This window comes from Mitsuaria sp. TWR114 (assembly GCF_007997345.1).
Genome location: NZ_VOSR01000498.1, coordinates 1 through 5,450, shown reverse-complemented (window position 1 = coordinate 5,450; position 5,450 = coordinate 1). Strand labels below are relative to the sequence as shown.

Annotated in this window: 5 protein-coding genes; 1 reads left to right on the top strand and 4 read right to left on the bottom strand. The window is 71.2% G+C overall.

Translation table 11 applies throughout. The features are described 5' to 3' along the window. The 3 genes from FUT87_RS17685 to FUT87_RS17675 all read right to left on the bottom strand — a co-directional run. A partial coding sequence (locus FUT87_RS17685; protein WP_147241861.1) for a glycoside hydrolase family 99-like domain-containing protein occupies positions 1-833 on the bottom strand: 833 nt, incomplete at its 3' end. Positions 834-949: 116 nt separating this feature from the next. Beyond that, positions 950-1,468, bottom strand: a complete 519-nt coding sequence (locus FUT87_RS17680) for a hypothetical protein (protein WP_147241860.1) — start codon at positions 1,466-1,468, stop codon at positions 950-952. Then, positions 1,468-2,043 (bottom strand): hypothetical protein, encoded by a 576-nt coding sequence (locus tag FUT87_RS17675; protein ID WP_147241859.1) that lies wholly within the window; start codon positions 2,041-2,043, stop codon positions 1,468-1,470. The genes FUT87_RS17680 and FUT87_RS17675 overlap by 1 nt, the downstream gene beginning before the upstream one ends. 209 nt (positions 2,044-2,252) lie before the next feature. On the opposite strand from FUT87_RS17675, the gene FUT87_RS17670 reads away from it, so the two are divergent. Continuing rightward, on the top strand, positions 2,253-3,914 hold the full coding sequence (locus FUT87_RS17670; protein WP_147241858.1) for an asparagine synthetase B: 1,662 nt from the start codon (positions 2,253-2,255) through the stop codon (positions 3,912-3,914). On the opposite strand, the gene FUT87_RS17665 is transcribed toward FUT87_RS17670, so the two are convergent. Next, on the bottom strand, positions 3,808-5,130 hold the full coding sequence (locus tag FUT87_RS17665; protein WP_147241857.1) for an AAA family ATPase: 1,323 nt from the start codon (positions 5,128-5,130) through the stop codon (positions 3,808-3,810). The two genes, FUT87_RS17670 and FUT87_RS17665, sit on opposite strands and share 107 nt — an antisense overlap. Positions 5,131-5,450: the final 320 nt, after the last annotated feature.

Below are 5,450 nucleotides of genomic sequence, written 5' to 3'. Positions count from 1 at the left end.
GGCGCGGGCTTGGCCAGCACGCCGTCGACCATGCGCTGGTAGTCGAAGAAGTTGTGCTCGCCGTAGGCCTTGGGCAGCAGGCCCAGCGCCATCAGCACCCTCGATTTCCAGCCGGTGAAGTGCCGCCCGCCCAGGCGCCGCCAGTCGGGCGCGAACTCGATCGACAGGTCCAGCCCGACCTCGCGCGGATCGGCGCCGGAGCCGCTGCCGCTCCATTCGAACTGGGCCAGCGTCAGCTCGCCGACACCTTCCTCGCGCGCGATGCGGCGCCAGGTCTCGAGCGTGCGGCGCGGATCGGGCAGGTGGTCGACCTTGTAGACGATGAACAGCGGCTTGCCGTCGATGCGGATGTAGCGCGGATCGCGGAAGTGCGGCAGCAGCGTGCGGATGTGGGCCTCGTCGTCCTCGTCGGAGTAGCGCTGCTGCATCAGCATCTCGCGCTCGCTGCCGTTCCAGGCGCGGCTCCAGTTCTCGTTGGCCCAGGCCAGGCAGTAGGGGAAGTCGGGCTCGCCGCTGGCGCGGATCTCCTCGACCGGGCGCTCCAGCAGCCGGTGGCCGTTGAACCAGTAGTGGTAGTAGCAGAAGCCGCCGATGCCGTACTGCCGCGCCAGCGCCGCCTGCGCGGCCCGCGCCTCCGGCAGGCGCAGGTCGTAGAAGCCGAGCTCGCCCGGCAGGTGCGGCTGGTGATGGCCCTTGTAGAGGGGCCGCGCCTTGGCGACGTTGCGCCACTCGGTGAAGCCCTTGCCCCACCAGGCGTCGTTCTCGGGGATCGGGTGGAACTGCGGCAGCACGATGGCGATCGCCAGCGGCTCGTCGGGCGAGGACGCGGGCATCGATCCGGCTTCCACCGGGGAACTGGAACCGGCGGCTTCAGTGGCACCAGCGGCTGCTGGCACGGCAGCGGCGACGGGCGGCTGCGGCGTGGCTAGGGCATCAGGGGTCATGCGGCTCATCGGACGGCGGGAGCTTGCAGCGCTTCGCGCCATTGGGCGGCGATGGCGCGCGTGGAGTAGTCGCGCTCGATGGCGGGCATCGCGGCGCGGGCTCGGGCGGCCAGCGGGGCCGGGTCGACGAGGTGCTCGGCGAGGCGGTCCCACTCGTCCAGCGCGCAGAAGGCGCGCCAGGGCTGGTAGTCGGGCAAGGGATCGGCCATCACCGGCACGCCCTGGGCCAGCGCCAGCAGCATGCGGTTGTTGCTCTTGGCCATCGTGAAGGCGGTCATGCGGGCCGGCAGCAGCACCAGGTCCTGCTCGCCCAGCAGCGACAGGAAATGCAGCCGGTCCCAGGGCCGGTAGCGGTGCGGGAAGGCGGCGCGGCCCAGCAGGTCGCGGTAGCGCTGCTCGGAGTTGCTGACCACCGTCAGCCGCAGCGGCTGCCGCCGCGACGCGGCTTCCAGCAGCGGCAGCAGGCGCTCGAGCTCAGCCATGCCGCCGGTCGCGTAGGCGCTGCCGTGATTGCCGAACCACATCAGTTGCCGGGCCTGGCGGCGCTGCGCGCGGTGCTCGCGCAGTTCGCGCCAGGCGCGCCAGTGGCGCCCCAGCGGCCCGGATGCAGGCGATGCGGCAGCGATTCGAAGTCGCGCGCCGCCGCCGGCGTCTCGACCGGATCGCCGACGACCCGCACCAGCGCGGCGGTCCGCAGGTCCGGCGGCAGCTCGGCCTCCAGCAACGGCTTCAGGCCCGGCGAGGAGACGGTGAACAGCGCGAACAGCGGTAGCGCCTCGCGATAGGCGGCCAGCAGCTCGCCGCGGGCCGGGTCGCCGGATTCGTTCAGGAAATAGTTGTCGAAGCTGTCCAGCACCAGCCGGGCGCCGCGCTCGCGGGCCTGGGCCAGTTGCGCGGTCCGCGCGCGCAGCGCGCCGGGCGAGCCCGCATCCAGGAGCCACTTCGCCTGCACCACCAGCACGCCGCCTGACGGCAGCGCCGGCGATGGCGCAGCCGGATCCAGCACGCGCGATGCCAGGCCCGAGCGCCGCAATTCGCGGCTCGGCATCAGGCAGCGCAAGCGCACGCCGGCGTAGGCCGGGTTCAGCGCGTGAGGCATCCAGTGAATCTGCAAACCGGCTCCAGCACCCGCCACCGGCGGCGGGCAGGCCGCGATTGTGCGGCATGGCCGGGACGCGCACCGGGCCCGCGCTCCCCGCGAACCCAGGGGTCCGCGCGGGTGGAAGCGCCACGTTTCCACGACAGAATCCCCCAGCCCGCGCGCGCACCCTTTCCGCACCGCGGTCGGACCCCGGACCGCCCAGAACGATGACGAGCACCGCCCTTTTCCTCTCCACCGGACAACCGGCCCTGCCGGGCCTTCCCGCCGACGCCCCGGCCGCGCAACGCGACACCGCCTGGCAGACGCTGCTGTCGGCGACCGATCCGGTACCGGCGCTGGCGCAGGTCGGCGGCCGCTTCTCAGTGGCCTGGCGCCAGCCCGGCGGCCGCACCGTGCTGGCGACCGACCGCTTCGGCATCGAGCCGCTGTGCTATCGCATCGTCGGCCATGAGCTGCAGGTCGCCACCCGCGCGGACGACCTGGCCGGCGACGAGGTCGACCTCGATCCGCAGGCGCTGTTCGACTACCTCTATTTCCATGCCATCCCGTCGCCGCGGACGGTGTTCCGCAACATCTTCCGCCTGCCGCCGGGGCATGTGGGCATCTTCGAGCGCGGCGAGCTGCGCGTGCTGCCCTACTGGACGCCGACCTTCCGCGCCGAGCCGGCACCGCGGCTCGAGGACCTGAAGGACGAGTTCCGGCAGATCCTGGAGCGCTCGGTGCAACGGGCGATGCAGGCGCCGGACGCGGCCTGCTTCCTGAGCGGCGGCACCGACAGCTCGACGGTCGCCGGCATGCTGAGCCGCGTCGCGGGCCGGCCGGCGGACACCTACTCGATCGGCTTCGAGGCCGAGGGCTACGACGAGATGGCCTTCGCGCGCATCGCGGCCAAGCACTTCGGCTGCCGGCATCACGAGTACTACGTGACGCCCCGGGACCTGGTCGACGGCATCGCCAAGGTCGCGACCCACTACGACCAGCCCTTCGGCAACAGCTCGGCGCTGCCGGCCTACTACTGCGCCCGGCGCGCGCACGACAACGGCGTGCGGCACCTGCTGGCCGGCGACGGTGGCGACGAGCTCTTCGGCGGCAACACCCGCTACGCCAAGCAGACGGTGTTCTCGTGGTACGGGCGCGTGCCGGGACCGCTGCGGGACTTCGTGCTGCAGCCGGTGTTCGGCTCGCCGGTGGGCAAGCTGCCGCTGCTGAAGAAAGGCGCGAGCTACATCGACCAGGCCCGCGTACCGATGCCCGACCGCCTGCAGAGCTACAACCTGCTGACGCGACTGGGCCTGGGCGAGGTGCTGGAAACCGACTTCCTGCGACGCGTCGACCCGCTGGGTCCGCAGAAGCAGCAGCGCCAGGTGTGGAACGCGATCAAGACCGGACGGCTGGTCGACCGGATGCTGGCCTTCGACTGGCGCTACACGCTGGCGGACACCGACCTGCCCAAGGTGGTGGGCACGACCTCGCTGGCGGGCACCTCGGTCGGTTTCCCGATGCTGGACGACGAGCTGCTGGCCTTCTCGGAGCGCCTGCCGGCGGACTACAAGCTCAAGGGGCTGAAGCTGCGCTGGTTCTTCAAGGAGGCGCTGCGTGGCTTCCTGCCCGACGAGATCATCGTCAAGAAGAAGCAGGGTTTCGGCCTGCCCTTCGGCGTCTGGGCGACGCGCGACGCGCAGCTGCGCGCGCTGGCGGAGGATTCGCTGGGCAGCCTGGCCACGCGCGGCATCGTCCGGCCGGCCTTCATCGAGAGCCTGCTCAAGCAGCGACTGCCGGAGCACCCCGGGTACTACGGCGAGATGGTGTGGATCCTGATGATGCTGGAGCAGTGGCTGCGAGGGCGGCGGCCGAACTATCGGTTGTGAGTCTCGACAGCTCCAGCTCCCTCAGCCACACCGCGGCTTGTGCGTCCTCCAACACGTAGGGGCCGTCGCCGCTCCACACCAGGTTGGCCTCGCAGAGCCGGGTGAGCGCAACGCGGATGTCGCCCGGCGAGGTGGGCCGCGCCGGCGTGCCCGGCATCGCTGCCAGCAGCGCCGAGATCCGCTCCCCCGCCGCCGGAAAGAACGGCGCGAAGGACGGCCCTGCCTCCGCCATCGATCGCAGCACCGCCTGGTCCAGCGGATCCAGCTTCATCAGCCGATGCAGGAACTCCTGCCGCTCGGCATCGATGTGCCGGCGTGCCATCCGCAACAGCAACTGCTCCTGGCTCTCCGCGGTGGTCGCCACCCGGGCGCTGGCAGCCTGGCAGGCGATGTGGAACACCTCCGGCCGGCGCAGGCAGATCTCGAAGGCCTGGCCCATGGCGTCGAGCGCGGGGAGAAAGGCCGGCGCGTGGGCGGCCCGCTCCCATTCGAAGTAGTCCTCGCCCCCCAAGGTCGGCATCGCCTTCAATGGGGCGCAGTAGAACGCCTCATGCTTGTAGCGGACCAGCCGCTCGATCTTCGCGTGGTGCGAGCCGGTCATCAGCAGCCGGAACATCAGCAGCTCCCGATTGCTCAACTGGTCGCGTGCCGACTTGAGCATGAACATCACCTCGCGCCCGTAGGCGGTGGTCTGCGTGTGCTGGGCTTCGTCGACGATCAGCACGACGGTGCGCCGCGTCAGGTTCGAAAGGCGCTCCAGCGATTGGCGCAGGGAGGGTTGCAGCGCCGGCGCCGGGGCGGCCTTGTCCATGTCGAGTTCGAGGCCCGGCACCTTCAGTCGGGACAGGCGGAACCGCTCCAGCACCGCTTGCGCCGCGGATTTGCGCGCCTTCAGCGCGCGGGCCACCAGTCCGACGATCACGGCGCCCGGGTCCTCGGCGCGGTGCTCCCAAAGGTCGGCGTAGAGGACAAGCGCGCGATGCTGACGCTCGAGTGCGGGAATCAGGTCATGGCGGATGAAGGTGCTTTTCCCCGTGCGGCGGGGCGCGGTGAGGAACATCCCGGAGGCGTAGGAGCGCGACATCAGGCTCGCAGCCAGATCCTCGGCCAGCGCCGGACGGTGGAAGACCCGCTCATCGATCGCGGGGCCGACGCGGTGCTCCGGCTCGCGCGCCGCGCGGATGCGATCAAGGATGCGATGAAGGACTTGCAGCATGGATTCACCTCCAGGCCGTCCATTCTTGGGCCGCCAGCGCGCGGTGGATTTCACCCAGGCCGTGTCGGCCGGTCGCTCGTTGCGCGGCGCCGACGATCGCGTGATCCACTACTTTGCGTGATTGCGCCCATCCACTGGCGCCCCCTCGAGGGCGCGCGCTCAGACGACCGCCGCCGGCCCGCCCATCCGCGCGTTGCGCATCATGCGGGCCGCGAACATCGCGGTCGAGCGCCCCCAGGGCGTGTAGCGCGGCAGCTGGAAGCAGTCCGCGCCCGGCAGCGCCACGCCGGCCGCGGTGCTCACCGCGGCCTCGAAACCCA